Annotated in this window: 22 protein-coding genes; 9 read left to right on the forward strand and 13 right to left on the reverse strand. The window is 65.1% G+C overall.

What is annotated here, in order from left to right; all coding sequences use genetic code 11:
- Positions 1–22: 22 nt before the first annotated feature.
- Entirely contained in the window at positions 23–604 is a 582-nt protein-coding gene (locus ADADO0_RS02190) for a PadR family transcriptional regulator (RefSeq protein ID WP_511303446.1), read from the reverse strand.
- A 211-nt stretch (positions 605–815) separates the two neighbouring features.
- Between ADADO0_RS02190 and ADADO0_RS02195 the strand changes: the two genes are divergently transcribed.
- The gene (locus tag ADADO0_RS02195) at positions 816–1,772 is read left to right on the forward strand and encodes a tyrosine recombinase XerC (protein WP_511303517.1); all 957 of its coding nucleotides are present in this window, start codon (positions 816–818) and stop codon (positions 1,770–1,772) included.
- 5 nt (positions 1,773–1,777) lie between these two features.
- Here ADADO0_RS02195 and ADADO0_RS02200 read toward each other — a convergent pair whose 3' ends face one another.
- Complete coding sequence (locus tag ADADO0_RS02200; protein ID WP_511303447.1) at positions 1,778–2,329, reverse strand: hypothetical protein; 552 nt, start codon at positions 2,327–2,329, stop codon at positions 1,778–1,780.
- A 99-nt stretch (positions 2,330–2,428) separates the two neighbouring features.
- Between ADADO0_RS02200 and ADADO0_RS02205 the strand changes: the two genes are divergently transcribed.
- Together ADADO0_RS02205 and ADADO0_RS02210 are read left to right on the forward strand one after the other, a co-directional pair.
- A complete protein-coding gene (locus ADADO0_RS02205) occupies positions 2,429–2,839 on the forward strand; it encodes a VOC family protein (protein WP_511303448.1) in 411 nt (136 codons plus the stop codon).
- A 122-nt stretch (positions 2,840–2,961) separates the two neighbouring features.
- Positions 2,962–3,111: a hypothetical protein gene (locus ADADO0_RS02210; protein WP_511303449.1), complete on the forward strand. Its 150-nt coding sequence runs from the start codon at positions 2,962–2,964 to the stop codon at positions 3,109–3,111.
- Between the two features lie 81 nt (positions 3,112–3,192).
- Here ADADO0_RS02210 and lpdA read toward each other — a convergent pair whose 3' ends face one another.
- The 7 genes from lpdA to zapE all read right to left on the reverse strand — a co-directional run bounded on the left by lpdA (position 3,193) and on the right by zapE (position 13,995).
- Positions 3,193–4,593 carry a dihydrolipoyl dehydrogenase gene (gene lpdA / locus ADADO0_RS02215; protein ID WP_511303450.1) on the reverse strand — a complete coding sequence of 467 codons (1,401 nt, stop codon included), beginning with the start codon at positions 4,591–4,593 and terminating at the stop codon, positions 3,193–3,195.
- A gap of 113 nt (positions 4,594–4,706) precedes the next feature.
- Complete coding sequence (odhB, locus tag ADADO0_RS02220) at positions 4,707–5,966, reverse strand: 2-oxoglutarate dehydrogenase complex dihydrolipoyllysine-residue succinyltransferase (protein WP_511303451.1); 1,260 nt, start codon at positions 5,964–5,966, stop codon at positions 4,707–4,709.
- A 149-nt stretch (positions 5,967–6,115) separates the two neighbouring features.
- Positions 6,116–9,064 (reverse strand): 2-oxoglutarate dehydrogenase E1 component, encoded by a 2,949-nt coding sequence (locus ADADO0_RS02225; RefSeq protein WP_511303452.1) that lies wholly within the window; start codon positions 9,062–9,064, stop codon positions 6,116–6,118.
- Positions 9,065–9,476: 412 nt separating this feature from the next.
- Positions 9,477–10,361: a succinate--CoA ligase subunit alpha gene (gene sucD, locus ADADO0_RS02230; RefSeq protein ID WP_511303453.1), complete on the reverse strand. Its 885-nt coding sequence runs from the start codon at positions 10,359–10,361 to the stop codon at positions 9,477–9,479.
- Positions 10,362–10,364: 3 nt separating this feature from the next.
- Positions 10,365–11,564, reverse strand: coding sequence for an ADP-forming succinate--CoA ligase subunit beta (gene sucC, locus ADADO0_RS02235; protein ID WP_511303454.1), 1,200 nt, complete (start codon positions 11,562–11,564; stop codon positions 10,365–10,367).
- 123 nt (positions 11,565–11,687) lie between these two features.
- Positions 11,688–12,650: a malate dehydrogenase gene (mdh, locus tag ADADO0_RS02240; protein ID WP_511303455.1), complete on the reverse strand. Its 963-nt coding sequence runs from the start codon at positions 12,648–12,650 to the stop codon at positions 11,688–11,690.
- 160 nt (positions 12,651–12,810) lie between these two features.
- Positions 12,811–13,995 carry a cell division protein ZapE gene (zapE, locus tag ADADO0_RS02245; RefSeq protein WP_511303456.1) on the reverse strand — a complete coding sequence of 395 codons (1,185 nt, stop codon included), beginning with the start codon at positions 13,993–13,995 and terminating at the stop codon, positions 12,811–12,813.
- 260 nt (positions 13,996–14,255) lie between these two features.
- On the opposite strand from zapE, the gene ADADO0_RS02250 reads away from it, so the two are divergent.
- The 3 genes from ADADO0_RS02250 to ADADO0_RS02260 all read left to right on the forward strand — a co-directional run bounded on the left by ADADO0_RS02250 (position 14,256) and on the right by ADADO0_RS02260 (position 18,038).
- Positions 14,256–14,570 (forward strand): hypothetical protein, encoded by a 315-nt coding sequence (locus ADADO0_RS02250; protein ID WP_511303457.1) that lies wholly within the window; start codon positions 14,256–14,258, stop codon positions 14,568–14,570.
- Between the two features lie 247 nt (positions 14,571–14,817).
- Complete coding sequence (locus ADADO0_RS02255; protein ID WP_511303458.1) at positions 14,818–16,980, forward strand: FUSC family protein; 2,163 nt, start codon at positions 14,818–14,820, stop codon at positions 16,978–16,980.
- Between the two features lie 134 nt (positions 16,981–17,114).
- The gene (locus ADADO0_RS02260; RefSeq protein WP_511303459.1) at positions 17,115–18,038 is read left to right on the forward strand and encodes a pirin family protein; all 924 of its coding nucleotides are present in this window, start codon (positions 17,115–17,117) and stop codon (positions 18,036–18,038) included.
- Positions 18,039–18,044: 6 nt separating this feature from the next.
- On the opposite strand, the gene clpS is transcribed toward ADADO0_RS02260, so the two are convergent.
- Entirely contained in the window at positions 18,045–18,350 is a 306-nt protein-coding gene (clpS, locus tag ADADO0_RS02265) for an ATP-dependent Clp protease adapter ClpS (RefSeq protein ID WP_511303460.1), read from the reverse strand.
- Positions 18,351–18,448: 98 nt separating this feature from the next.
- Here clpS and ADADO0_RS02270 point away from each other — a divergent pair, with 98 nt between their 5' ends.
- Positions 18,449–18,712 (forward strand): hypothetical protein, encoded by a 264-nt coding sequence (locus ADADO0_RS02270; RefSeq protein WP_511303461.1) that lies wholly within the window; start codon positions 18,449–18,451, stop codon positions 18,710–18,712.
- 5 nt (positions 18,713–18,717) lie between these two features.
- Here the strand turns inward: ADADO0_RS02270 and ADADO0_RS02275 are convergent, their stop codons facing one another.
- Positions 18,718–21,264 (reverse strand): ABC transporter permease, encoded by a 2,547-nt coding sequence (locus tag ADADO0_RS02275; protein WP_511303462.1) that lies wholly within the window; start codon positions 21,262–21,264, stop codon positions 18,718–18,720.
- Positions 21,261–21,971 carry an ABC transporter ATP-binding protein gene (locus ADADO0_RS02280; protein WP_511303518.1) on the reverse strand — a complete coding sequence of 237 codons (711 nt, stop codon included), beginning with the start codon at positions 21,969–21,971 and terminating at the stop codon, positions 21,261–21,263. The genes ADADO0_RS02275 and ADADO0_RS02280 overlap by 4 nt, the downstream gene beginning before the upstream one ends.
- Before the next feature lie 124 nt (positions 21,972–22,095).
- Here ADADO0_RS02280 and ADADO0_RS02285 point away from each other — a divergent pair, with 124 nt between their 5' ends.
- A complete protein-coding gene (locus tag ADADO0_RS02285) occupies positions 22,096–22,701 on the forward strand; it encodes an arylesterase (RefSeq protein WP_511303463.1) in 606 nt (201 codons plus the stop codon).
- 24 nt (positions 22,702–22,725) lie between these two features.
- On the opposite strand, the gene ADADO0_RS02290 is transcribed toward ADADO0_RS02285, so the two are convergent.
- On the reverse strand, positions 22,726–23,511 hold the full coding sequence (locus ADADO0_RS02290) for a hypothetical protein (RefSeq protein ID WP_511303464.1): 786 nt from the start codon (positions 23,509–23,511) through the stop codon (positions 22,726–22,728).
- Positions 23,512–23,737: 226 nt separating this feature from the next.
- On the opposite strand from ADADO0_RS02290, the gene ADADO0_RS02295 reads away from it, so the two are divergent.
- A complete protein-coding gene (locus tag ADADO0_RS02295) occupies positions 23,738–24,520 on the forward strand; it encodes a Bax inhibitor-1/YccA family protein (RefSeq protein WP_511303465.1) in 783 nt (260 codons plus the stop codon).
- The last annotated feature ends 17 nt before the right edge of the window (positions 24,521–24,537 follow it).

Below are 24,537 nucleotides of genomic sequence, written 5' to 3' on the forward strand. Positions count from 1 at the left end.
ATTCGCGCTTTATGCGAAGCGGTCAGTCTCCGCGAATCTCGCGCGCCGCGCGAGAGAGAATTTCCACCACGCGCAGCTCCGCGCTCCGCTCGCTTTCGAGGCGTACTTTCGCGGCATCGCGCAGATCTTCCATCGCCGCAACGATGAGGCGCGGAAGGTCGGAGGGGGCAGCCCCGGCCTCGTCCGGGCCGCCGACCCAGCGGCGGAAGCGGCTCATCTTCTGGCCGATTTCCGAAAGCCGGCCAAGCAGCGAATCCACGAAATCGCGGTTGGCATCGAGATGGGCCTGCCCCTCGGGGGTGATGGCGTAACGCTTCTTCGCGCCGTCAGCCTCGGCTGTGACATAACCCGCCTCTTCCAGATAGGTGAGGGTCGGGTAGACCACGCCGGGGCTCGGCGAATACCAGCCGGCGGTCTTCTCCTCGATTAATTTAATGATCTCGTAGCCGTGGCGCGGCTGCTGGGCGATCAGCGACAAGGCCAGCAGCTTGAGGTCGCCCTGGGCCAGCATCCGGCCGAGCCGAAACATGTCGCCGCCGCCCCGCCCTCGGCCGCCTCGGCCGCCAAAGCCACCGAAACCGCCGCCTTCTTCGTGCCGCGCCATCGCGTGACGATCATGATGTCCGTGGGATCTGCATCCAAACATTTAGCGTTCCTTTGATATATCTAAAGATAACATACGATCGTTATATCGTTAGATACATTTGGAATGCAAGAGGGGTTAGCGCGTCCTTCATTTTTCCGGCGGAATGAATAGGCAGAGTTGGCACAAACCGGCGGAGCGCCCCATGGCCATGACCGACGAAGACAGGGCCATGCGCACGGAAGGTGCCCTGCTCTCGATCTGCGCCCCCGATGTCGCCACCGCCGTCGCCGGCTGGCTGGCGCGCCTGACCCATGAGCGGCGCCTCTCCCCCAAGACCCGCGAGGCCTATGCCCGCGACCTCACGCAGGTCATGCGCATCCTCACCGACCATCTGGGCGGCCAGCCGGATCTGGCGGGACTCGCGGCCCTCGTGCCTTCCGATGTGCGGGCGGTGCTGGCGTCGCGTCGGAACGGCGGCGCCGCCCCGCGCAGCCTGGTGCGGCTTCTGGCGGCGGCGCGCTCGTTTGCCCGGCACCTGGAGCGCGAGGGCCTGGGACGGGTCGGCCCGCTTTCAGCTGTCCGCGCGCCGAAGGTGCCGCGCGGCCTGCCCAAGCCGGTGAGCGTGGAGGCGGCGCTGGCGCTTTCGGACGCCAACACGCGGGCGGGGGAAGCCCGCGAGCAATGGATTTTGGCACGGGATGCGGCGGTGATCGCCCTGCTCTACGGCGCGGGCTTGCGCATTTCCGAGGCGCTGGGCCTCACCGCCAGCCAAGCACCGAAAGCCGACACCGAAGGCCGCATCACGGTTCTGGGCAAGGGCAACAAGACCCGAATGGTGCCCTTGATCGCCCCGGTGTCACGGGCAATCGCGGACTATGTCGCCTTGTGCCCCTATGCGCTGGCGCCGGACGCGCCGCTGTTTCGCGGCGCGCGCGGCGGTCCACTGTCTCCCCGCATCGTCCAGCTTGCGGTGGAGCGCATGCGCGGCGCCCTCGGCCTGCCGGACAGCGCGACACCCCACGCGCTGCGCCATTCCTTTGCCACCCACCTGCTTGCAAAGGGAGGCGAGCTAAGGGCGATCCAGGAACTGCTCGGCCACGCCTCGCTGTCCACCACGCAAATCTATACCGCGCTCGACGATACCGCCCTTATGCAGGCCTATCGCGCCGCGCACCCGAGGGCGTGAAGGGGTCAGAGACCCGAAAAGATGCGCCGCCGCAGGGCCGCAATGCGGCGGGCCAGCAGGCTTCCAGAGCCGGACAGGCGGTGTTTCCACTCCACCACGCGGGCCTTGAACGGCGCGACTTCCGCCTCCGCCCAGGCTTTCAGGCGCAGGAACCAATCCACCAGCCGGGCGAACCAAGGAATTGAGCGCAGCTGCCGCTCGCATGCGGCGTAGAGAAACGCCATCAAGCCCACGCCCAGCAGCTTTTCCGCCACAAGGCAAAGCACCCCCACGCTCCAGTGCCGATGGGCAAAAGCCCATACCGCGACGCCATTGAGCGGCTCCACCAGCAGAAGCGGAATTAGAAACAGCACCAGCGCCGCATAGGGCGGCAGCTGCTCCGCCCAGCGGCTCACCGCTGCCTTGAGCCGCGCGAACGGAATGAACTGCGCGCAGCGCCGAACCAGAGGGCCGAGATGACGCCACAGCCAGGCCTCCACCAGGAACAGGACGGCAAGAACCAGCAGGAGAGGCCGCAGCCAGGGCGGTGTCGGGCGGCGGGGAGGATGGGTGGGCATGGCCCTATATCTAGGCGGATTTGGCTTGCCGGCAATGGCCGCGCGGGACTCCCCCTGAGCCCTATTCGGAGGCAGCATGGCGAACTTGAGGAGAACCCCATGCTCGACCATGTCTCTTTCGGCGTGCCCGATCTCGAACGCGCGGCCGCCTTCTACAATCTTGTGCTCGCTCCGCTGGGCATGAAGCGCGTTCTGATGTTCGACGAGACCTCGGGCAGCGCGTCGGCCGGCTATGCCATCCCCGGAACATGGGAGGACACCGAGAACACCCCCTTCTGGCTGGAGGAGCGGCGCGGCGCGGAAATCCTCTGCCCGCCCGGCCTCCATGTCTGCTTCCGGGCGCCCGACCGGGCGGCTGTCCACGCCTTCTACGCCGCCGGCCTTGCGGCGGGTGCCACTGATAATGGCGCGCCGGGGCCGCGGCCTGTCTACGGCCCGAATTATTACGCCGCCTTTCTGGTGGATATCGACGGCTGGCGCATCGAGGCGGTCACGTTCAGCCCGACATGAGGCGGGCCGCGCACGTTGTCGCGCCAGACTTGCCCTACCTTAAGGCAGATCTGGCGCGACAACGGGCTTGGCGCTGGACAAAACAGGCGTAGGCTGTGGTTTCCAGACAATGGAGTGCACTCATGAAGCGCCTGACCTTCGCGTTCTACATGTTCTCTATATTCGGCGTCACCGCCCCCGCCTTTGCCGGCGACTGCCCCGGCATGGCCTCCACTGCCACAACCACCACCACGACGACGGCCTCGGCTCCCACCGCCCAGACCGGCGGCTGACGCCCTCACGGCTTTCAGAAACGCGAAAGGTCCGGCCCGCTTGCGCAGGCCGGGCCTTTCGGCATTCAAACGCCGCTCCACTCACATGTGGATGGCGCGCTTCTCCACCGCCATGGCCGCTTCCTTCACCGCTTCCGAGCGGGTCGGGTGGGCGTGACAGGTGCGGGCCAGATCTTCCGAAGAACCGCCGAACTCCATCAGCACGGCACACTCGTGGATCATCTCACCGGCCTCAAAGCCGATAATATGGGCGCCCAGCACTTTGTCGGTGGTGGCATCGGCCAGAATCTTCACGAAGCCGTCGGTCTGGGCGTTGGCCTTGGCCCGGCCGTTGGCCAGGAACGGGAACTTCCCGACCGTGTAGGCGATGCCCTCGGCCTTCAGTTCCTCTTCGGTCTTGCCCACTGAGGCCACTTCGGGCTGCGTGTAGACGACGCCGGGAATGACGCCGTAATTCACATGCCCGGCCTTGCCGGCCAGAATCTCGGCGCAGGCGACGCCTTCATCCTCGGCCTTGTGTGCGAGCATCGGCCCGGCCACCACGTCGCCGATGGCATAGATGCCGGCGACATTGGTCTTGAAATGCGGGTCGATGACCACACGGCCGCGCTTGTCGGTCTCGACGCCGATCTCCGCGAGGCCCAGGCCCTGCGTGTAGGCAACGCGGCCGATGGCGACCAGCACCACGTCCGCCTCAAGCGTCTCGGCCGCGCCGCCGGCAGCCGACTCCACGGTGACCTTCGCGCCCGCACCAGCGGTGTCCACGCCCGTGACCTTCGTACCTAGCTTGAAGGCGACGCCCTGCTTCTCCAGCAGACGCTGGAAGCTCTTGGCGACCTCGCCGTCCATGCCGGGCAGGATGCGATCGAGGAACTCCACCACCGTCACCTGCGCACCCAGGCGGCGCCACACGGAACCCAGTTCCAGCCCGATGACGCCCGCGCCCACCACGATGAGCTTGGCGGGCACCTTGGGAAGCACCAGCGCGCCGGTGGAGGAGACGATCTTTTCCTCGTCGATCGTGACGCCGGGAAGCTGCGCCACGTCGGAACCGGTGGCGATGACGATGTTCTTGGTCTCAAGCTCGGTCTTCTTGCCGTCGGCGGCGGTCACTTCCACCTTGCCCGGCGCAGTGATGCGCCCGGTGCCGAAATGCACGTCCACCTTGTTCTTCTTCAGCAGGAACTCGACGCCCTTGGTATTGCCGTCCACCGCCTTGTCCTTGAAGGCAAGCAGGGTCTTATGGTCGAGCGTCGGCGCCGAGACCTGGATGCCCATGGCGGCAAAGGAATGCCCGGCCTCCTCGAACATCTCGGAGGCATGAAGCAGCGCCTTGGAGGGAATGCAGCCGACGTTCAGGCAAGTGCCGCCATGGGTGGCGCGCTTCTCCACGACAGCCACCTTGAGGCCGAGCTGAGAGGCGCGAATGGCGCACACATAACCGCCCGGGCCGGTGCCGATGACTATGAGATCGTAAGACATGAAATAACTCCGATCAGGCCGTCACGGCCGGATCGTATCCCAGCCACCCACATCCGCCAGCGGTCGCGTGGATGCCCGGGCAACGCCCGGGCATGACGGCGGAAAAGTCGAACTCACAGATCCAGCACGAGCCGCGCCGGATCCTCCAGGGTCTCCTTGACCCGCACCAGGAAGGTCACGGCCTCGCGGCCGTCGACGATGCGGTGGTCGTAGGAGAGCGCCAGATACATCATCGGGCGGATCACCACCTGGCCCTTGATGGCCACCGGGCGCTCCTCGATGCGGTGCATACCGAGAATGCCCGACTGCGGCGCATTGAGGATCGGTGTGGACATCAGCGAACCATAGATGCCACCGTTGGTGATGGTGAAGGTGCCGCCCTGCATGTCCTCGATGCCGAGCTTGCCGTCACGCGCCTTGCGGCCGTAGCCGGCGATGGCCTTCTCGATGCCGGAGACCGACAGAAGGTCGGCGTCGCGTACCACCGGGACCACGAGACCCTTCTCGGTGCCGACCGCGATGCCGATGTTGTAGTAGTTCTTATAGACGAGGTCCTGGCCATCGACCTCGGCGTTTACCGCCGGGATGTCCTTGAGGGCCGCGATCACCGCCTTGGTGAAAAAGCCCATGAAGCCGAGCTTGGTGCCGTGCTTCTTCTCGAACGCATCCTTGAACTGTGAGCGCAGCGCCATCACGGCGGTCATGTCCACGTCGTTGAACGTGGTGAGCATGGCGGCGGTGTTCTGCGCGTCCTTCAGACGACGGGCGATGGTCTGGCGCAGCTTGGTCATCTTGACCCGCTCCTCGCGGACCGCATCCTCGGCCTGAGAAGGCGCACGGGCGGCAACGGGAGCCGGCGCTGGAGCGGCAGGCGCCTTCTCGGTCGCGGCGAGGGCGGCGATCATGTCGCCCTTGGTCACACGGCCGTCCTTGCCGGAGCCATCGACGGATGCCGGCGACACGCCGCTTTCGGCGGCGATGCGACCGACCGCCGGGCCATTGTCAACTGCGGCGGGCTTCGCGGCAGCGGGCGCTGGTGCAGGGGCCGGGGCGGCAGCCGGAGCAGCCTTGGGGGCTTCGGTCTTTGCTTCGGGCTTGGCGGCCGCCTTCGGGGCGGGCGCTGCGGCTGCGCCGCTGCCCTCACCTATGGAACCCAGCAAAGCGCCGACGCCGACGGTCTCGCCATCCTTGGCAATGATCTCGGTGAGCACGCCGGCGGACGGGGCGGGCACTTCTACCGTGACCTTGTCGGTCTCAAGCTCGACCAGCGGCTCGTCGACCTTCACGGTATCGCCGGGCTTCTTGAACCACTTGCCGATGGTCGCCTCGGAAACAGACTCGCCCAGGGTTGGTACGCGGATTTCGGTCGCCATTACATTCGCCCCCAGGGGGGCCTCCCTCACGCCTCAGGCGCGCCGGACCTGGCCCGGCGCAGGATTAGCGGCGGGACCGGATGCACCTGAGGGTGCGTTCCGATCCCGCCTCGATCACCAGACCCTTCGAGGAAGGGCCTTCAGTTTACTCAGCCCAGCGCCTCTTCAAGGAATATCTTGAGCTGCGCCAGATGCTTGGACATCAGTCCGGTTGCGGTGGCGGCCGATGCCGGCCGGCCGGCATAGCGGGGACGCTTGTTGGCCGCGCCGATATTCTCCAGCACCCATTCGAGATAAGGCTGCACGAAGGCCCAGGCACCCTGGTTCTTCGGCTCTTCCTGGCACCACACCATCTCCGCGCCCTTAAAGCGCGAGAGGAGCTGCACCATGCTCTTGAGCGGGAACGGGAACAGCTGTTCCACGCGCATCAGGTAGACATCATTGACGCCGCGCTTCTCGCGCTCCTCGAACAGGTCATAATAGACCTTGCCCGAGCACATAACGACGCGACGGATCTTGTCGTCCGGCACCAGCTGGATGCCGTCTTTCGAGAGCTGGGCATCGTCCCACAGCACGCGATGGAACGAAGTACCGGGGCCCATCTCGTCGAGCCGCGACACCGCCCGCTTGTGGCGCAGCAGCGACTTCGGCGTCATGAGAATGAGCGGCTTGCGGAACTCGCGCTTCATCTGCCGGCGCAGGATGTGGAAATAGTTGGCCGGCGTGGTGCAGTTCGCCACCTGCATGTTGTCCTCGGCGCACATCTGGAGATAACGCTCCAGGCGGGCGGAGGAATGCTCGGGCCCCTGCCCCTCGTAGCCGTGCGGCAGCAGGCAGACGAGGCCGGACATGCGCAGCCACTTGCGCTCGCCCGAGGAAATGAACTGGTCGAACAGCACCTGCGCACCGTTGGCGAAGTCGCCGAACTGCGCTTCCCAAAGCACAAGCGTGTTGGGCTCCGAGAGGGTGTAGCCATACTCGAAGCCGAGCACCGCCTCTTCCGAGAGCATCGAATTGATGACCTCGTACTTGGCCTGGGTCTCGATCAGGTGGTTATAGGGCTTCCAGCGCGCCTCGGTCTCCTGGTCGGTCAGCACCGAATGGCGCTGCGAGAAGGTGCCGCGTTCCACGTCCTGGCCGGAGAGGCGCACCGGGTGGCCTTCCGTCAGCAGCGTGCAGAAGGCCAGAGCCTCGCCGGTCGCCCAGTCGATGCCCACGCCGTCCGTGATCGCCTTGCGGCGATTATCGAGGAAGCGCTGGATTGTACGGTGGGGGTGGAAGCCCTCCGGCACCTTGGTGATCTTCTCGCCGATGGTCTTGAGAAGCTCGATCCGCACGCCGGTGTCGCCACGGCGGGTGTCATCGTCCTCATGGGTGGCGCGGAAGCCGGACCAGCGCCCGTCGAGCCAGTCGGCCTTGTTCGGCTTGTAGGCCTGGCCGGCCTCGTATTCGCCTTCCAGCCGGTCGCGCCAGGCGCCCCGCATGGCATCGATCTCGCCGTCGGCGATGACGCCCTCGGCCTCCAGCTTCTTGGAATAGATTTCCAGCGTGGTGGGGTGATTGCGGATCACCTGATACATGTGCGGCTGGGTGAACGAAGGCTCGTCGCCCTCGTTGTGGCCGAAGCGGCGGTAGCAGAACATGTCGATGACGACAGGCTTGTGGAACCGCTGGCGATACTCGATCGCAACCTTCGCGCAGAAGGTCACGGCCTCGGGGTCGTCGCCGTTCACATGTAAGATCGGCGCCTCAATCATCTTCGCCACATCGGAGGGATAGGGCGAGGAGCGCGAATAGCGCGGATTGGTGGTGAAGCCGATCTGATTGTTGATGATGAAGTGGATCGAGCCGCCGGTGCGGTGCCCCTTCAGGCCCGACAGGCCGAAGCACTCCGCCACCACGCCCTGGCCGGCGAACGCCGCATCGCCATGGATCAGCAGGGGCAGCACCTTGACGCGCTCGACGTCATCGAGCTGGTCCTGCTTGGCGCGCGCCTTGCCGAGCACGACGGGATTGACGATCTCAAGATGCGAGGGGTTCGCGGTCAGCGATATATGGACCTTGTTGCCGTCGAACTCGCGGTCCGACGACGCACCCAGATGGTACTTCACGTCGCCCGAGCCTTCCACGTCGTCGGGGGCCCAGGAGCCGCCCTTGAACTCGTGGAACAGGGCGCGGTGGGGCTTGCCCATCACCTGGGTCAGCGTGTTGAGGCGGCCGCGATGGGCCATGCCGAACACAATGTCCTGCACGCCGAGATTGCCGCCGCGCTTGATGATCTGTTCCATCGCCGGGATCAAGCTTTCGCCGCCGTCCAGACCGAAACGCTTGGTGCCGGTGTACTTGACGTCGATGAACTTCTCGAAGCCCTCGGCTTCCACCAGCTTGTTGAGGATCGCGCGCTTGCCCTCGCGGGTGAAGGACACTTCTTTGTCCGGTCCCTCGATGCGCTCCTGGATCCAAGCCTTCTCCTCGGGAGAGGAGATGTGCATGAACTCGACGCCGATGGTCCGACAATAGGTCCGGCGCAGGATCGTGATCATCTCGCGGACGGTCGCGAATTCCAGACCCAGCACATGGTCGATGAAAATCTTGCGGTCGAGGTCGGCCTCGTAGAACCCGTAAGACACCGGATCAAGCTCAGGCGCCTCGCGCGGCGGGGTGAGCTTGAGCGGGTCGAGGTCCGCATGAAGATGGCCGCGCATGCGATAGGCGCGGATCATCATCAGCGCCTTGACCGAGTCGCGCGTCGCCTGCTGCACGTCGGTGGCGGAGATCACGGAGCCCTTGGCTTCGGCCTTGGCCTTCACCTTTTCCGCGACCACCTTCTCGACATCGGCCCAGTTGCCGTCGAGCGCCGAGACCAGATCGCCATTGGCGTGGATCGGCCATCCCTGCTTCTTCCAGGACGCGCCCTTGGCGTTCTGGATCACCTGCGCGGGGTCTTCCTTCAGCGCGGCGAAGAAGCTCTGCCACTGTGGATCGACCGATTCGGGGTCGGCTTCATAGCGGGCATAGAGATCTTCGATCCACTGAGCGTTACCTCCATACAGGAAGGAGGTGGAGAGGAAGAGGTCGTTCTGTTCCGCGCGAGACATGGGTTCCATCCCGAATGGCTTCGGAGCCGAAGCATTTAGAAGCGCATGTTGCGCCTAAAACCAAGTCCAAAAGCCAGTTTAATCACGAATCTGGGGCGTGCGTCTCAACTTCACCGCGCGCCTGCGTATCTGCGGGGGCCGAGCATCAACCTGATATGGCTCCCCTCATGATACATAGACCCGCATGGTGCCGAACCGAACCCCCCTTGCGCGGCTTTCGAGCATGTCTGCCCTGCGTCCGGCATCACGTTTAACTAACTGAAAATTTTGACCCGCCGATGTCGGGCCCGCCGAGCCATCCGGATGCACGAACGAGGGGGAAATCGATACCTCGGGGGGCCATAAAAGAAATGGGCCGCCCGAGGAGCGGCCCATCGACTGAAAACGGATGCCTTGCGGCTCTGTCGAAGGGTCAGCCCTTCAGCAGTTCCGACAGGGTCTTGCCGAGACGCGCGGGCGAAGGAGAAACGCGGATGCCCGCTGCTTCCATCGCGGCGATCTTGTCTTCGGCGCCGCCCTTGCCGCCGGAGATGATGGCGCCCGCATGGCCCATGCGGCGACCGGGAGGGGCCGTGCGACCGGCGATGAAGCCGACCATGGGCTTCTTGCGGCCGCGCTTGGCCTCATCCCGGAGGAACTGGGCGGCGTCTTCTTCCGCCGAGCCGCCGATTTCGCCTATCATGACGATAGAGGTGGTGGCGTCGTCCGCCAGGAACATCTCCAGCACGTCGATGAACTCGGTGCCCTTCACCGGATCGCCACCGATACCAACCGCCGAGGTCTGGCCGAGGCCCTCCTGGGTGGTCTGGAACACGGCTTCATAGGTCAGCGTGCCGGAGCGCGACACAATACCCACCGAGCCGGTCTTGAAGATATTGGCCGGCATGATGCCGATCTTGCACTGGCCGGCGGTCACGACGCCAGGGCAGTTCGGCCCGATCAGGCGCGACTTGGAGCCCGACAGCGCGCGCTTCACCTTCACCATGTCCAACACCGGGATGCCCTCGGTGATGCAGACGATGAGGGGGATCTCGGCGTCGATCGCTTCGAGAATGGCGTCGGCCGCGCCGGGAGGCGGGACATAAATGACGCTAGCGTCGGCGCCGGTTGCCTCACGGGCCTCGATCACGGTGTCGAACACCGGCAGACCGAGGTGGGTGGTGCCGCCTTTGCCGGGCGAGGTGCCGCCGACAACCTTGGTGCCATAGGCAATGGCCTGTTCCGAATGGAACGTACCGTTCTTGCCGGTGAAGCCCTGGGTGATGAGCTTGGTGTTGCGATCAATGAGCACGGACATCGCTCAGGCTCCCTTCTTCACGGCCGCAACGATCTTTTGCGCGGCATCATCCAGGTCGTCGGCGGGAATGACGTTCAGCCCGCTCTCGCGGATGATCGTCTTGCCTTCTTCCACATTGGTGCCCTCGAGGCGCACCACCAGCGGGACCTGGAGCCCCACCGCCTTAACCGCCGCGATCACGCCGCGCGCGATCACGTCGCACTTCATGATGCCGCCGAAGATGTTCACCAGGATGCCCTTCACGTTGGGATCCGAGGTGATGATCTTGAAGGCGGCCGTGACCTTCTCTTCGCTGGCGCCGCCGCCCACGTCGAGGAAGTTGGCCGGCTCTTCGCCGTAGAGCTTGATGATGTCGAGCGTCGCCATGGCGAGGCCAGCGCCGTTGACCATGCAGCCGATGGTGCCGTCGAGGGCAATATAGGCGAGGTCGTACTTCGACGCCTCGATCTCCTTCGCATCCTCTTCGCTTTCGTCGCGCAGCTCAGCCAGGTCAGCGTGGCGATACATGGCGTTGGAATCGAACGACACCTTAGCGTCGAGCACCACCAGGCGGTTGTCCTTGGTGACGATGAGCGGGTTGATTTCGAGCATCGCCATGTCGGAGGCGGTGAACGCCTTGTAGAGCACGGCGGTCAGCTTGCCGGCCTGCTTGGCGAGGTCGCCCGTCAGGCCGAGCGCGGCCGCCACCTTGCGGCCGTGGAAGCCCTCGACGCCGGTGACCGGGTCGACCGAGAAGGTCATGATCTTCTCAGGGGTGTGATGGGCCACCTCTTCAATGTCCATGCCACCCTCTGTGGAGACGACGAAGGCGACGCGGGAGGTCTCACGGTCCACCAAGAGCGAGAGGTAGAACTCCTTCGCGATGTCGGAGCCTTCCTCGATGTAGAGGCGATTCACCTGCTTGCCGACCGGGCCGGTCTGGATCGTGACCAGGGTGTTGCCCAGCATCTGCTCGGCGAAGGTCTTGACCTCGTCGACCGACTTGGCAAGGCGCACGCCGCCCTTCTCGCCGGCTGCGGCTTCCTTGAACTTGCCTTTGCCACGGCCACCGGCGTGGATCTGGCTCTTGACGACCCAAAGCGGACCGCCCAGATCGGCGGCGGCCTTTTCGGCGTCCGCAGGCGTAAACACGGCAATGCCGCGAGACACCGGCGCCCCGTATGTCTTCAAAAGCGCCTTGGCCTGGTATTCATGAATGTTCATCGGGCTTGGTCCCCAAGTTGCGCATCACCCTGGCGCCTGCGCGCGGGCTTACCGCTGGCCAAACCGGCGAAGCTGAACTTCGCCGACATAAAAACGGCGGCCCTGAAGGCCGCCGCGAATTGATCAGCCGAGGCTGGGAGCAAGCTTGATGCAGGCTTCCATCAGGCCCTGCACCGAACCCACAGACTTGTCGAAGCCGGCCTTTTCCTCGCGGTTGAGTTCGACCTCAACGATCCGCTCCACCCCCTTGGAGCCGATCACCACCGGCACGCCGACATACATGTCCTTCAGGCCATATTCGCCGGAGAGGTAGGCGGCACAAGGCAGAACGCGCTTCTTGTCCTTAAGGTAGCTGTCCGCCATGGCGATGGCGGAAGCGGCCGGGGCATAGAAGGCAGAGCCGGTCTTGAGCAGATTTACGATCTCGGCGCCGCCGTCGCGGGTGCGCTGGACGATAGCGTCGATGCGCTCCTGCGTGGTCCAGCCCATCTTGATGAGATCTGGAACGGAGATGCCGGCGACCGTGGAATAACGGGTCAATGGCACCATCGTGTCGCCGTGGCCGCCCATGACGAAGGCGGTTACGTCTTCCACCGACACGTTGAACTCGTCGGCAAGGAAGTAGCGGAAGCGCGCGCCGTCGAGCACGCCGGCCATGCCGACCACCTTCTCCTTGGGCAGTCCGCAGGACTTCTGCAGTGCCCACACCATGGCATCCAGCGGGTTGGTGATGCAGATCACGAACGCGTCGGGCGCGTATTTCGCGATGCCAGCGCCCACCTGCTCCATGACCTTGAGATTGATGGAGAGCAGGTCGTCGCGGCTCATGCCGGGCTTGCGGGGAACACCTGCGGTGACGATCACCACGTCGGCACCGGCGATGCCTTCATACGTGTTGGTACCGGTCAGCTTGGCATCAAAGCCCGCAACCGGGGACAATTCGGCGAGATCGAGAGCTTTGCCCTGGGGCGTACCTTCCGCAACGTCGAACAGAACGACGTCGCCCAATTCCTTCAAGCCAGCGAGGAGAGCAAGCGTGCCGCCGATCTGGCCGGCCCCGATCAGTGCAATCTTGTTGCGCGCCATTAAGGGTTTCCTCGGATACGGCAAAGGAGTGCGGCCAGGACCGCGCGGGGCTTGACTACTCCCATCCTGACAGGGGTTCAAGACGCACGCACGGCACAAAGCACGGAATCGTGAGCAACTGCAGCAAGCGGCACCTTGGCATACGGAATCCGAAGCCGGGTCAGGTCTCCACCAGCCCCGAAGTAGACCCGCTGGCGGTGGAATCGGCCCGTCCGTGCGCACGCGCCAGATAATCGCCCGATCGCATTTCGTGCAGGCGCGACACGGTCCGCGCCCATTCAAACGCCTCCGCGCCATCGGTGCCGAGATAAAGCTGCTCCGGCTCCGCCGCCGCCGAAGCCACCAGCTTCACCGCTCCATCGTAAAACGTGTCGATGAGCGAAATGAACCGCTTGGCCTCGTTGCGCCGGTCGCCGTCCAGCACCGGGATGTCGTCCATAACGACGGTGTGGAAGGTGCGGGCGATCTTGAGATAGTCACCGGCGCCCAAAGGCTTCTCGCACAGATCGGCGAACGAGAAGCGTGCCACCCCGTTGCCGCAGGCCGGCACAGGAATGACGCGCCCCTTCATGGCGACTTCGCTCTCGCGGGCGCCGCCCGGCCCCACCAGCTTCTCGAAAGCGCGATCCAGCGCTGCTGTCGCCTCGGGCCCCAGAGGGGCATACCAGGTCGGCAGACCGGTGAGCTTCTCCATGCGGTAGTCGGTGCGCGCATCGAGGTTCAGCACCTCCATCCGCTCCTCGATCATGCCGATGAAGGGCAGAAACAGCGCGCGGTTGAGCCCGCCGGCGTAGAGATCCTTCGGCGCGACATTCGAGGTCGCCACCACCACAACGCCCTCGGCGAACATCTTCTGGAACAGGCGCCCCAGGATCATGGCATCGGCGATGTCGGTGACGTGGAACTCGTCGAAGCACAGCAGTTTGGCTTCCGCTGAGAGTTCGTCCGCCACGGGCTGGAGCGGATCGGTCACTTTCTTGGTGCCGTTCTTCTGCGCCTCACGCTCCTGGAAGATGCGCTCGTGCACATCAGCCATGAATTCATGGAAGTGCGCCCGGCGCTTTTCCTTGATCGGCGCGCACTCGAAGAACAGGTCCATGAGCATGGTCTTGCCGCGCCCGACCTGCCCGTAAATGTAGAGGCCGCGCGGCGGCACCGGCGCCTGCCGGTGGAACAGCCAGCCCAGCGCCGAGGATTTGCGGGCGAGCCCGCGATCCCGCAGTTCGCCCTCCAGCCGCGCGAAGGCGCCAATGATCGCGGCCTGCGCGGAGTCCTTGGAGATTTCGCCATTGGCAATCATGGCGGCGTAGCGATCCCGCACCCGCGACGTCGTCTCGCTCGCCATGCCGTCTCCCGCCAGCGCCCGTCTGAAGAGTGTGCTTTAGCGCGCTTTGCGCCGAGAGGAAATGATCCCAAACGCCGCCGTATGCCGGCTTGAGCTGCGCCGGGAACGCAAGATGTCTGCAAATAGAAGGAAACCAACCGGCCGTTGGCGCGTTTCTTCAACAAATCCACGGCGACGGCCCTGCCTACGAGGCGCCCGCCCACGGACCGGAGAGAGCTTGAATTTGCTCACGCCGCGCCGTGCTTCAAGGAGATACGAACATGAACAAGCTCATCGCTACAGGTTCCGGTCTTATCGCTCTTGCGCTCATTGCCGGCGCCGGCCTTCCCAGCGCCGCCATGGCCGACGATTCTGAGACGAAGGTCAACGACTCCTTCATCCAGACCCAGCAGATGGACTATCTGAGCCGCACGGGCGGATACACCATCCAGCAGGATCAATATTCAGCCGGCGTTGGCGGGCGTAACTCCACCATCGTGTCGCCCGCCCCGCAGGTTTACGTGCCGGCTTATTCCGAGCCCTCCGCTTATGTAGTGACGCCCGGCACCGGCTACATGGTCGCGCCGAGCCGCTGAGCACGTACGCTTCCTAAAGCAGGCAGTACAGCTTCGCGCTGGGCTTGAAGACAAGAACGGCCGTGCAGGACCGAATGTCCTGCGCGGCCGTTCGCTGTGTTTTGATACAAGATGCGTTAAGGGTTAGATGGCACTCCTTGAGCAAGGTGCGTCTAACCGTCCGGCAATGCCGGGCTTCGGTGGGGAGGCCGGAGTGACGGCAAACAAGGATGCACACCCGCGCCAAGCTAGGCCCCTGGTGAGCGCCATGCGCGTCTGGTTGCAGAACCACGATCCCGGATACGTGGACGCCACCCGAGCCTTCCACCTGGCAATCTCCTACACCATCGTTATTTGCCTGGGTTACGCGACATCACGATGGTTCGCGCTCGGCCTGGACGTCATCTTTCCCATGGCCGGCGCCATGACGGCCCTGGTGCTGATCACCTTTACGCCAGCGGCCAACCGGCGGGCCGAGGCCCGCAGCTTCGCCAAGCTGTTCGGGGTTACGTTCAGCCTTCTCCTGCTGGTCTTCATCATCGGCCCCGGCGAATCCAACGCCAACGGGGTCTTGCTGAAGCTTCTACTGGTGCCCCTTACCTGCGGCGCTCTTTACATCCGCCGATACGGCATGGAGGGCCAGCGGCTGGGCTTCGCCATGGTCATCATCATGACGGTCGCCGCCACGCTCCATCCCACACGCCTCGAGCTGGCTTATCTGCTCGCCGCCTCGTGCCAGGGAGCTGTGGTGGCCGCTGTGGTGCGTCTCACCTTTCCCCGCCCGTCCGCTCTCGCTGCCTATCACCGCACCGTGGAAGACGCCGGAGAGGTGATCGGGGCCTATCTTGCCTCCATCGCCGCCGCCGTGCGCGAGAATCTGGAACTTCCCAGCACCACCGATGCGCTTCACGATACCGTGCGAGTGCGGGTGCGCGCCGCACTCGTGAATGCCTCGGCCGAGGCGCCCTTTGCCCGGCCCTATATCGAGGCGGTGCGCTCCCTCGCCTATCGCCTGCGCATCGCGACGCAGCTTCTCGGCGATTGCGTGCCCCAAACCCATGCCTCGGATGCACCCTGGCGAATGCCTTTGGCGTCGGCAGCGGATTTGCTGGCGCATCATCTCCAGACCGGCCTGAGCGAGCCGTTTCCCGAGCGGGCGCGCATGGGCAGCGCGATCTCCAAGCTGCGGCAAGTCGCCATGTCGCAGGATATGGAGGGGGCCGAACAGCTTGCCCTCCTGCGCGCGGTGACAGCGTTCGAACGCCTGTCGCTGGTGGTGTCCGAACTTTCCAACCTACAGCGGGAAGGCCCCTCCGCCCGCACCGGCGACGGCCCGGCGACGCCCGTGCTCCCAGCCACGGCAGGCACCCTTTCACCCTATACCAAGGTCGCCATCCAGGGGCTCGTCGCCACCGGCGTTACCACACTGCTCGATTTCGTAATCGGGCTGGATCATGCCTATTGGGCCACCATGACGGTGATGTTTGTCCTCGGTAACAGTGTCGGCGAAACCTATGTCCGCGCCCGCTACCGCAGCGTCGGCACCCTCATCGGCGTGGTGATCGGCTTCGGCTGCGTCCTGGTGCTGGAGAGCGAAGTCTGGGTACTCGCGGGCATCTGCCTGCTCTGCCAGATGATCGCGCTGGTCACCAACCGCGACCGATACGATGTGGCATCCGCCGCGACCGGCCTGTCCGTGATGGTGGCGCTGCATCTTGTCGCCGGGCTGGGCACCGACGGCATGATCGCGCGGGTCTATGAGACCATTATCGGCGCAATCGTCGCGCTCACAACGGCCTGGCTGGTTTTGCCGGTCTATGTGACCGACCAGATCCGTATGCAGGTGGTGACCCTGGTGCGGCGATGCCGGGCGGCATTCGCGGAATCCTGGCCCCGGGGCGATTCCGCCGCGGCCCGCAACAAGACCTCCGGCATGGCTCTGGACCTTCGCGCACTGGCTGATCGTTTGCCGCAGATCGGAGCCGAGACCGCCCTTGGGCACCGCACAGCCGGCGACGTGATTGCCCTGGTCTCGACCCTGGAAGTGCTCACCACCTATCTCGCCTTGCTGGAGGACGTGGCCCAGCGGCTCGGCACAATGTCGCCGCGCGAGGAACTCACCACAGCGCTGGAGGCGGCCCGGGCCCGGACCCTTCGGGCGTTCGACGGTGCGCTGGGCGAGGCGCCGCCGGCATCAAGTCCCACCCGCGCACCGGAGCTGGAGGCGGCTCTCTCCATCGCGCTGGAATCCGCTTCCGATCCTGGCACGCGTCGGCTCCTGCCGTTCGTGGCGGACTACTTAAGCTTCTCCGAAGCTGTCTTGCGCCCGCTCTCCGACCTCGGCGCGATCCTGGCGGCCAGTGCACCGCCGAAAAAGACCAGCCCCTCGCTTCCACTGGAGGACGTGGACGGAGCACTCACCCGTCCCTAGTGCGAAGACGCACTCCCCGCCGACACACCGCGATGTCGGATGCACGGCAGCCCATCGCTCTTTGCATCCGTGCACGCGACGGCCGGCGCGGAGCGTGCCACACTCCTGATCATCGAAGTGAGGGAGAAGACCCCATGAGCTGGCTGCCATCGAGCGACCCAATTGCGGGCGACAAGCAATCCTGCGATGCGCTGGAACTGGTGATCGTGCCGCGGGTGCGCGACCTCGGCGACGGCTTCTCGGTCCGCCGCGCCCTGCCCCACGGCAAGCGGCAAATGGTCGGCCCGTTCATCTTCTTCGACCAGATGGGGCCGGTGCAATTCATGGCGGGCCAGGGGCTCGACGTGCGGCCGCATCCCCACATCGGCCTCGCCACGGTCACCTATCTGTTCGACGGACGCATCATGCATCGCGACAGCGAGGGCAACGCACTGGAGATCACGCCGGGCGCGATGAACCTGATGACCGCGGGGCGGGGCATCACCCATTCGGAACGCTCACCCCTGGACGCGCGCCAGGGAGATGCCAAAGGCAGCATGTACGGCATTCAAAGCTGGATTGCCCTGCCGGCGGAGCGTGAGGAGGTCGACCCCTCGTTCCAGCATTTCGCGGCAAGCGAACTCCCCGAGATCGAGGACCACGGCGTGAAGGCGCGCATCATCGCCGGCTCTGCCTTCGGGGTGAAGGCGCCTGTGGGCATGCTTTCGGACTGGCTCTATGCCGAAGTCATGCTTGAGGCCGGCGCCAGCGCTCCGCTCGATGCCGACACCGAGGAGCGCGCAATCTATCTCGTGGAAGGCGAGGTCGAGATCGCCGGCGACGTGTTCGAGGGCGGACGGCTGCTGGTCTTCCGCCCCGGCGACCGCATCACCGTGAAGGCACGCCGGCCGAGCCGGATGATGTTCTTGGGCGGGACGGCACTCGAAGGGCCGCGCTATGTCTGGTGGAACTTCGTCTCCTCGCGGCGCGAGCGCATCGAGGAAGCGAAGGAAGCCTGGAAGGCCGGTAATTTTCCGAAGGTGCCGGGCGAGCACGAATTCATTCCGCTGCCGGAATGAGTGCGCTCACTCCTCCGGTTCGGTCGTGAACAACAGGGGATAGCCCTCGCCGCGCGCCAGATCCGTGGCGCGGGTGGCCTTAGTCTCCGCGACGTCGCGGGTGAACACGGCCACCACGCAGACGCCCTGCCGATGGGCTGTGATCATGACCATGTTCGCCTGATCCTCGTTCATGCGGAACTCGGCCTTCAACACCATCACCACGAATTCGCGCGGCGTGAAGTCGTCATTGACCAGCAGAACCTTGTGCAGGCGCGGGCGCTGGACCTTGGTGCGCGTCTTCGCGCGCGGCTTCAAATGTGTTTCATCCATCGGGCTAGCTCCCAATGCGCGCGCGGCGGCAGAAATGAGGATTGGTGCTAGCTTGCCATAAGATGACGGTTTCGTCCAATCAGCGGCAGGAGAACACCATGTACCGGCGCGGCAACCAGACCCCGCAGAGCACCGCACCGATGCCGCCAACCAAGCCGCGACGGGTCGTGAAGCTTGGCGCGGGAGCGGCGGGGGCGCTTTCTGCCGGCACCGTTGCGGTGGGCAGCTTCGCGCTCGGGGCGATGGCCGTCGGGGCAATAGCGATCGGCGCGATCGCAATCGGCCGGCTGGTCGTGGGGCGCGCCCGCATCGGCCGGCTGGAGATCGACGAACTCGTGATCAACAAGGTGAGGCGGCGCTGACCGCCTCACAAATGCCGAAGCACGCGCACCGGCGGCGCGCTCAGGGCACGCCACGTCCCCAAAAGTCCGAAGCCCAGCGTGAAACCCAGGGCCACAAGGATGGCGCCGAGCGCCGCCCAGATGGAAAATGAAAAGCCGATGTCCATCACCCGCGTCACCACCACATAGGCCGAAAGCGTGCCGGCGCCGATGGCGAACACGGCGGTCGCGAGGCCAAGGCCGGCATATTCGAGACCGTAGGCACCCAGCAGCCGGGCACGGGTTGCCCCGAGCGTCTTCAGGATGACCGCGTCATAGACCCGGTGCTGATGCCCCGCCGCCAGCGCACCCGCCAGCACGAGAACCGACGTCAGCAAGGTGACGAGGCTGGCAATGCGGATGCCGAAGGAGAGATCGGCCACCATCTTATTGGCCTGCTCCAGTGCCTCCTTCACCCTGATGGTCGTCACCGCCGGATAGGCGCGTGCCATCTCCTTGAGCAGCGCCACCTCCTGCGCGGCGCCGGCCCCCTGAGGATAGGTCAGTGTCGCCAGCCCGGAATGCGGCGCCCCGGCGAAGGTCGCGGGTGAGAACACCATGACGAAATTGATGCCCAGCCGCTCCCATTTCACATCGCGCAGATTGGCTATGCGCGCGGTGATCTCGCGGCCGAGCACGTTCACGCTCACCGTGTCGCCGATCTTCAGCCCGAGGCCGACGGCGAGCTTCTTCTCGAACGAGACCAGCGACTGAGTCTCATCCGCGCTCCACCACTTGCCCTCCACCAGGGTCGAGCCCTCCGGCACCTCATTGCCGAACGAAATGCCCCGGTCGCTCTGGAGCACCCATGCGGCGTCCGCAGAGGGCTTGGCCTGCTCCACCGGCGTGTCGCCGAGCGCGACGATGCGTCCGCGCAGCATGGGAACGGAACGGTAGGCCGCGCCCGGCGCCTTCTGGGCAAGGAACGCCTTGAATTCCGCTTCCTGCCCGCTGGGCACGTCGACGAAGAAAAAGCTCGGCGCATTTTCCGCCAGCGTGCCGGAAATCTCGTCGGTCAGGCTGCGGTCGATCAAAGCAATCGTCGTGAGCAGCGACAGGCCGAGACCAAGCGACAGCACCACCGTCGGCGTCAGCGCACCCGGGCGGTGGATATTGGCGAGCGCGAGCCGGGCCATGGTGTTGGAGGGGCGCGGTAGGCGGCGGGCAATTGCCATGAGCAGCAGAGCGACACCCCGCAGCAGGACGAACACGGCGGCGGCGGCGGCGAGGAAGATCAGCGCTGCACGCAGGTCGTCCGCCGTCGCGACCGCCAGCCCCGCCAATGCCAGCATGGCGAGCGCGCACAGCCCGGCATAAAGCAGCGGCGGGCGGCGGCGGCCTTCCCCCAGCGCATCGCGAAACAGCGTTGAGACCGGCGCCTCCTGCGCCCGCGCCAACGGCCAGAGGGTGAAGGCGAGGGTGACGAGCGCGCCATAGAGCGCGGCCATGACCAAGGAGAACGGGCTGATTTCTGGGGCGAGCGGAAACGGGATCAGGCTCTGCGCCGCCCAGGTGGCGATGAACGGCAGCGCCGCGCCCAGGACGAGCCCTGCGGCGATGCCCATCGCGGCCAGCATGGCCACCTGCGTGAGATAGGTGCCGAACACCGTTCCGCGCGTGGCGCCCAGCGCCTTCAGGGTGGCGATGGTCTCGCGCTTGGCCGCGAGATGGCTCGACACCGCATTGGCGACGCCGACCCCGCCCACCAGAAGCGCCGTGAGGCCGACCAGTGTGAGATATTGCGCGATACGCCGCACATTGCGCTCAAGCTGGGGGGAAGCGGCATCGCGGGTGCGCACTTCGAAGCCCGCCTCCGGAGCCCCCTCGCGCACGCGCTTGACGAAGGCGGCCAGAGCCTGGTCGCTCGGGTCCGCCAGGCGAACGCGGTATATCCAGCGCACCAGACTGCCAGGCTGGATCAGTTGCGTGCCCGGCAAGGCCTGGATCGAAACCATGAGACGCGGCCCGAAGCCAACGCCGGCGGAAAGCCGGTCCGGCTCAGATGTCATCTGGCCCCGGATCTCCAAGGTCTCCTCGCCCACCGCGACGTGATCGCCGATTTTCAGGGAGAGGCGCGCCAGCAACGTTTCGTCGGCGAGGGCGCCATAGATGCCATCGCGCAATGCGAGCAGGTCGGGCATGGGCATTGCCGGCACGGTTTCGGCGGACCCGACCAGGGGATAGGCGCCATCTATCGCCTTTAATTCCACCAGCGTGGCATCACCCGAGGCGGCCCGCGCCATGGCGCGCATGGTTGCGACCCGCGCGAGCGTCCCTCCGGCATCGAGAAGCTGCAATTCCTGCGGGCTGGCCTCGCGCTGGATCAGGGCGAAAGAAGCATCGCCACCGAGGATGGATCGGCCCTCGCGCGCCAGACCCTCGGTGAGCGCACGCGCGAACGAGCCAACGCCGGAAATCGCCATGACGCCCAGCGTCAGGCAGGCGAGAAAGACGAAAAAGCCACGCCGCGCACCGCGCAATTCGCGCAACGCAAAACGAAGGGCCACAGGCGCGCGGGCAGTCATGATGCTCATGCCAGGACCGTCGTCCGCGCATCATCCGCCTCGATCTGGCCGGAACGCAGCCGCACCACGCGCCCGCAACGCGCCGCAAGGCCGGCATCATGGGTGACGAGCACGACGGTGGTGCCGCGCGCCCGGTGGGCCGCGAAGATCAGGTCCATGATCTGCAAGCCAGTTGCCTCGTCGAGATTGCCCGTGGGCTCGTCCGCCACCAGGATCGCCGGATGCGGCGCAAGGGCACGGGCCACCGCGACGCGCTGCTGCTCGCCGCCCGACAATTGCGAGGGATAATGCGAAAGCCGTCCGCCCAGTCCCACCGCCTCAAGCTCGGCGGCGGCGCGCGCGAAGGCATCTGCCAGGCCGGCAAGTTCCAGCGGCACGGCAACATTCTCCAGCGCTGTCATGGTGGGTATGAGGTGGAAGGATTGGAAGACAATCCCCACATGAGCACCACGGAACCGTGCCAGGGCGTCCTCGTTGAGACCTCTCAACTCGGTCCCCGCCACCTTCACCGAACCCTTGTCCGCCCGCTCCAGCCCCGCCATGACCATGAGGAGCGTTGATTTGCCGGAACCAGATGGCCCCACCAGACCTACTGTCTCGCCCGGCGCGATCGCGAGCGAGAGGCTTTTCAGAACGTGCACGCGAGCGGCGCCCGCGCCGAGGTATAGATCGACGCCGTTGAGGGCGATGGCCGGCATAGGAGCGATGGCATTCATGCGTTCGGGAACCAGTGATTTGCAGAAGAACGTCTTGCAGAAGATCATATATTGCGCCGCCAAAATTGCGGCGCTCGTCCCATATGGCGCTCCACTGCCTCTGCGCAAAGGGCTTCTACTCCTTATGGCTACGTTCACGATCGCGTCAGCGCAGGCCGATGCCGCTCCGATCCGGCTCGTGGCTTTCGGTGACAGCCTCACCACCGGCTATGGGCTGGCGCGCGCCGACAGCTTCGCCGCGAAGCTCGAAGCCGCGCTGAAGGCCAAGGGCCACAACGTCACCGTCACCAATGCCGGCGTTTCCGGTGACACTAGCGGTGCGGGCCTTGCCCGGCTCGACTGGAGCGTGCCCGCCGACACCGATGCGGTAATTCTCGAATTCGGCGCCAACGACATGCTGCGCGGGCTGGACCCGCAGATTGCCCGCGACAATCTCACGGAAATCCTGACCCGCCTGAAGGCGCGCAATGTGCCGGTGCTTTTGACCGGCATGCGGGCTTCGCCGAACCTGGGCGCCGACTACCAGCAACGCTTCGATGCCATCTATCCGGCTCTGGCGGCGCGCTTTTCCGTGCCGCTCTACCCGTTCTTCCTGGAAGGGGTGGCAGGAAACCGGAGCTTGAACCAAAACGATGGCATGCACCCCACAGCCGCCGGGATCGACCGGATCGTCGCGGCAATCCTGCCGTCCGTAGAACGGCTTCTGGCGCAAGTGAAGAGCAAACGCTGAGACGCCACGCCGGCAGTGGGCGCCTCAATAGCGAAACAGTGCCGCACCGACGATGCCGTTCTCCTGGATCGCGTTGCGGGCATACCAGGTGGTGACGACGCTCAATGCCAGGGAGAGCTTGGGGGTGACGTCATACATCCCGCCCACCTGGACCTTGTAATATTCATAGGACAGGTCGAACCAGGGTCCCTCCCCCTGCCCCTCGGATATCACGTTGAAAGACTGGACCAGCACCAGCAATTGCGGCGCCACGCGCACGCCAAGCGTGGCATCCAGGCGGAATTCGTTCGGCGGCGCGCCATAGCGGAAACGCTGGGCGGCTTCCACGTCCAGAAAGCTCGGCAGGCCCCAGAATGAGAAATTGAGGCCGACAAGAAGCCGGGCTTCCGCTTCGCCGTTGACATATCCGATGGCTGCGAGTCCCTCGCTTGGGTTTGCGCCCGCGATGCGCGCGAGCCCCTGGGCGGAGATCACCCAGCCCTCGCCATGTCCCAGGCGCAGCCGTGCGCCGACGTCGGTGTAGCCCAGGCCCGCGTAGCGCGCAGAAGCCGGCGCGCCCATGTCGATCTGGATGAGTTCCGGGGCAACCAGGAGCGTCAGCCAATCGCTGGCGCCGTATTCCAGAAATAATTGCGTGGAGACCTTGTCGTAGGTCTGGCCCGCGAACAGCCTGGAGGTGCCATCGAACGCCTGATTTGACCATGTGGCGGTGGTCTGGAGATAGGCAGATCCCTCGGATTCCTGCTGCGTCCATGCGCCCGCCCAAGCGGTATCCGGCATCGACCCGCTGAGCAGCGAGGTAACAGCCAAGAGAAGATGCCGCCCTTTCCTGGCGCGCGTCAGCATGTCCTCAACCCTAAGGCGAAACAAGCCACCTCACCATGGTGCCGCCCATACGTCCAGACCTGACGGTAGGTGACGTTACGGAAATTTCATCACGACCCTGCTTGCCGCTTGATTTGGAAATGCCCATATTGGTAGCGACCGAGAATGGGCTGGGCTCTACCTGGACGCTCGGGGTAAGTGGAGAGAGACGATGTCCGATTATGATCGCAACGTCGCAGGCCGGTTCGGATCGACGGCGACGCGCTCACAGGCCGCGATCGATCAGGGTCTGCGGTCCTATATGCTCAGCGTGTACAACTACATGACACTGGGCCTGGCGATCACCGGCCTTGCCGCGCTTGGCGTGTTCATGCTGTCCGTGAGTGCCACGCCGACCGAATATACCATTGGTGGCGGCCAGTACCTGACCCAGTTCGGCTACACGATGTTCGTGAGCCCGCTCAAGTGGGTTGTCATGCTCGCGCCGCTCGCCGCGGTTTTCTTCCTGAGCTTCCGCATCCAGAGCATGAGCGTCGGCGCTGCCCAGCTCACCTTCTGGGTGTACGCCGCCCTGGTGGGCGTCTCGCTGTCGACGATCTTCCTCGTGTACAGCCACGAGAGCATCGGCCGCGTGTTCTTCATCACCGCCGCCTCGTTCGGCGCGCTGAGCCTGTGGGGCTACACCACCAAGCGTGACCTCTCGGGCATGGGCTCGTTCCTGATGATGGGCCTGTTCGGCATCATCATCGCCTCGCTGGTGAACGTTTTCCTCGGCTCCTCGATGCTTCAGTTCATCGTGTCCGTGGTTGGCGTGCTGGTGTTCGCGGGCCTCACCGCCTACGACACCCAGCGCATCAAGGAGATGTATTTCGCTGGCGACGACGGCACGGTGATGGGCAAGAAGGCCATCATGGGCGCCCTGACGCTCTATCTGGACTTCATCAACCTGTTCATGATGCTCCTGCAGCTGTTCGGCAACCGCAACAGCAACTGATCCAGGGCACAGCCTGA

The organism is Aquabacter sp., from assembly GCF_965279295.1.
Classification (GTDB): Bacteria; Pseudomonadota; Alphaproteobacteria; order Rhizobiales; family Xanthobacteraceae; genus Aquabacter.